Origin of the sequence: Corallococcus llansteffanensis (genome assembly GCF_003612055.1) — a bacterium.
Lineage (GTDB): Bacteria > Myxococcota > Myxococcia > Myxococcales > Myxococcaceae > Corallococcus > Corallococcus llansteffanensis.
The window spans coordinates 1-2,982 of the sequence record NZ_RAWB01000843.1 but is presented as its reverse complement, the minus strand read 5'-3'; the positions used below and the strand labels follow the sequence as shown (position 1 = coordinate 2,982).

The 2,982-nt window shown below is 72.8% G+C and carries 2 protein-coding genes and 1 pseudogene; all 3 read left to right on the top strand.

Annotated elements, in window-relative coordinates; genetic code table 11:
* Window positions 1–435, top strand: a pseudogene (locus D7V93_RS45530) (protease); the annotation flags it as partial.
* A 108-nt stretch (window positions 436–543) separates the two neighbouring features.
* Entirely contained in the window at window positions 544–1,650 is a 1,107-nt protein-coding gene (locus tag D7V93_RS41045; protein ID WP_120648429.1) for an isopenicillin N synthase family dioxygenase, read from the top strand.
* 70 nt (window positions 1,651–1,720) lie between these two features.
* On the top strand, window positions 1,721–2,982 hold a 1,262-nt coding region (locus D7V93_RS41040; RefSeq protein WP_120648428.1), incomplete at its 3' end, for an MFS transporter.

The following is a 2,982-nucleotide window of genomic DNA, read 5'->3' as shown; positions in this document are numbered from 1 at the left end:
AACCTGGACTGCGCCCTGAGCGCCCCCGCCAAGGCCCGCGTGGGCGAGCCCGTGGAGGTCCTCTTCCAGCTCACCAACCGCTCCGCGCAAGCCGTCTACGTCCTGCCCTGGCAGACGCCGCTGGAGGGCATCCTGGGCACCGTGTTCGACATCACCCGCGACGGCGAGGAGGTCTCCTACCAGGGCCCCATGGTGAAGCGCCGCGCGCCGTCCGAGTCCAGCTACGTCACCATCGCCCCGGGCGCGACGGTGGAGAACCGCGTGGAGGTGACGCAGGCCTATGACTTCCAGAAGCCGGGCACCTACCGCATCACCTTCCGCAACGAGCTGATGGACGTCACCTCGCGCAAGGAGGACGTGCCCCGCCCCGGGGGTGACTACAAGCCCGCCCCGGTGAAGTGCGCCCCCGTGGACGTGACGCTCACCGCGCGCTGAAAAGAGCCCTGCTCCCGGATTTCCCGGGAAGCAGGTGCCGCCGCGGCGGGCGGACAGGCACGGTCCCCCTCCTCAGCCGGGCCCGGGCGCGATACACCTGGGCCCACCATGGCGGACACCTCCTCGATCCACATTCCGACGGTCGACCTCACGGACCTCGCGTCGGGGGAACCGGCCCGCCTCGAGCGCGCCGCGGCGGCGCTGCGCGAGGCCTTCGGCGTCTTCGGCCTCGTGTTCGTGAAGAACCACGGCGTGGACGCGCCAGCGCTGGAGCGCTTCTACGACGCGTTCTCCGCCTTCGTCGCGCGCCCCGAAGCCGAGAAGCGCCCCCTGGGCCGCGCGGACCTCTGGTACCAGCGCGGCTGGACGCCTCCCAACACGGAGGTCGCCGTCGCCGGCAACGGGCAGCCGGACTTCAAGGAGTGCTACTTCGCCTCGCCCACGCCCACCGACGCGCAGTCCGCGCTGGAGTTCCCGGAGCTGTACCCGGAGAACATCTGGCCCCCGGACGCGCCGCCGTACTTCCAGGACGGGCTGCTCACCCTGGGCCGCTCGCTGCACGACGCCGGCCTCAAGCTGCTGCGCGGCGCCGCGCTGGCGCTGAAGCTCCCCGAGGGCACCTTCACGGACGCCTGCGAGCGCGCGCCCCACGTCACGCGCGCCCTGCAGTACCTGCCCCTGGGCCCGTCGCAGGTGAACACCGGCATCCTCTGGGGCGAGGAGCACACCGACTTCAACCTGCTGACGCTGCTGCCCGGCGGCCGGTTCCTGAACCCGGAGGGCCGCCCGGCTGGCAAGCCGGACGACCAGAGCGGGCTGTACCTGCGCACGCGCGCGACGCCGGACGCGCCGCAGGGCCAGATGGTGCGCGGCACCGCGCCCGCGGGCTGCATCGTGGCGCAGGTGGGCCAGCAGCTGGAGATCCTCACCGGCGGCACGTTCCTCGCCACGCCGCACGTCATCACCGCGCCGGGCGTGCCGGGGTGGCAGCGCCAGTCCGCCGCGCACTTCATGCACGTGCACACCAGCACGGTGCTCTTCCCGCTGCCGGGCTTCCGCACGCCGGAGGCGGTGGGCAACTACGCGCCGCCGGTGCTCGCGGGCACGTACGACATCAAGACGCTGGTGGACATCGGCCTCGCGCCGCCCGCCGCGCTCGACAAGCTGGGCTACCGCCACTACGACCGGCTCAACAAGATGCGCGCGACCTCATAAGGCAGGCCGCCAGCCCCCGCGCCTTGTGGCTGGCGGCGGGGGACGGGCTGCGTTACAGCGCGCATCCAGCATGGCCCCCTCCGTCCTCGCCTCGTCCGTCTTCCGTCACCGCGACTTCCGGCTGTATCAAGTCGCCCGCCTGTGCGCGGTGCTCGCGGCGCAGATTGAGTCCGTGGCCATCGGCTGGCAGGTGTACGAGCTGACCGGGAGCGCGCTCGCGCTGGGCTACACGGGGCTCGCGCAGTTCCTCCCCTTCCTCGCCTTCAGCCTCCTGGGCGGACAGGTGGCGGACCGTTACGACCGCCGCCGCATCCTGGCCATCTGCCAGGGCGTGATGCTGGTGTGCAGCCTGCTGCTCCTGTCCTTCACGCTGGGCCACGTCACGGACGTGCGGTTCGTCTACGGGGTGCTGGTGTTGTTCGGCACCGCGCGCGCCTTCTACGGCCCCGCGGGCTCCGCGCTCACGCCGTACCTGGTGCCGCCCGAGGAGCTGACGCGCGCGGTGGCGGTGAACTCCACCACGTGGCAGGTGGCCACCATCGCCGGCCCCGCCGTGGGCGGCCTGCTCTACGGGTGGCTGGGCGGCAAGGGCGTCTACATCGCGTCCGCGTCACTGTGCGCGCTCACGGTGGTGTGGATCCTCTCGCTCCATGTCCGCACGGGCAGCGCGTCGCGCGAGCCGGTGTCGCTGGCCACGCTCGTCGCGGGCCTCAAGTTCGTGCGCAGCAAGCGGCTGCTCCTGGGCAGCCTCACGTTGGATCTCTTCGCGGTGCTGCTGGGCGGCGCGGTGGCGCTGCTGCCCATCTACGCGCGCGACGTGCTGCACACCGGCCCCTGGGGCCTGGGCCTCCTGCGCAGCGCCCCGGCCGTCGGCGCCGCGGTGGTGGCGGTGCTGCTCGCGTTCCGGCCGCTGGGGGGCCATGCCGGGTGGAAGATGTTCGGCGCGGTGGCGGTGTTCGGCGCGGCCACGCTGGTGTTCGGCTTGAGCACGTCCCTGCCCCTGTCGCTCGCGGCGCTCGCCATCGGCGGGGCGGCGGACATGGTGAGCGTGGTGGTGCGCCACACGCTGGAGCTCGTCTCCACGCCGGACGACATGCGCGGCCGCGTGGGCGCGGTGAACATGATGTGCATCGGCGCCTCCAACGAGCTGGGAGAGTTCCGCGCGGGCTCGCTCGCGGAGGGCCTGGGCGCCGTGAACGCGGTGGTGATTGGCGCCGTGGGCACGCTCGTCGTGGTGGCCCTCTGGGCCTGGCTCTTCCCGGAGCTGCGTCAGGTGGACCGGCTGGAGTCCGCCGCGTACCGCCGCCCGCCGCCCATCCCCACGCCCACGCC

Excerpts from the sequence above, each read along its gene's own strand:
- D7V93_RS41045 (WP_120648429.1), top strand. The coding sequence starts at position 544 with ATGGCGGACACCTCCTCGATCCACATTCCGACGGTCGACCTCACGGAC.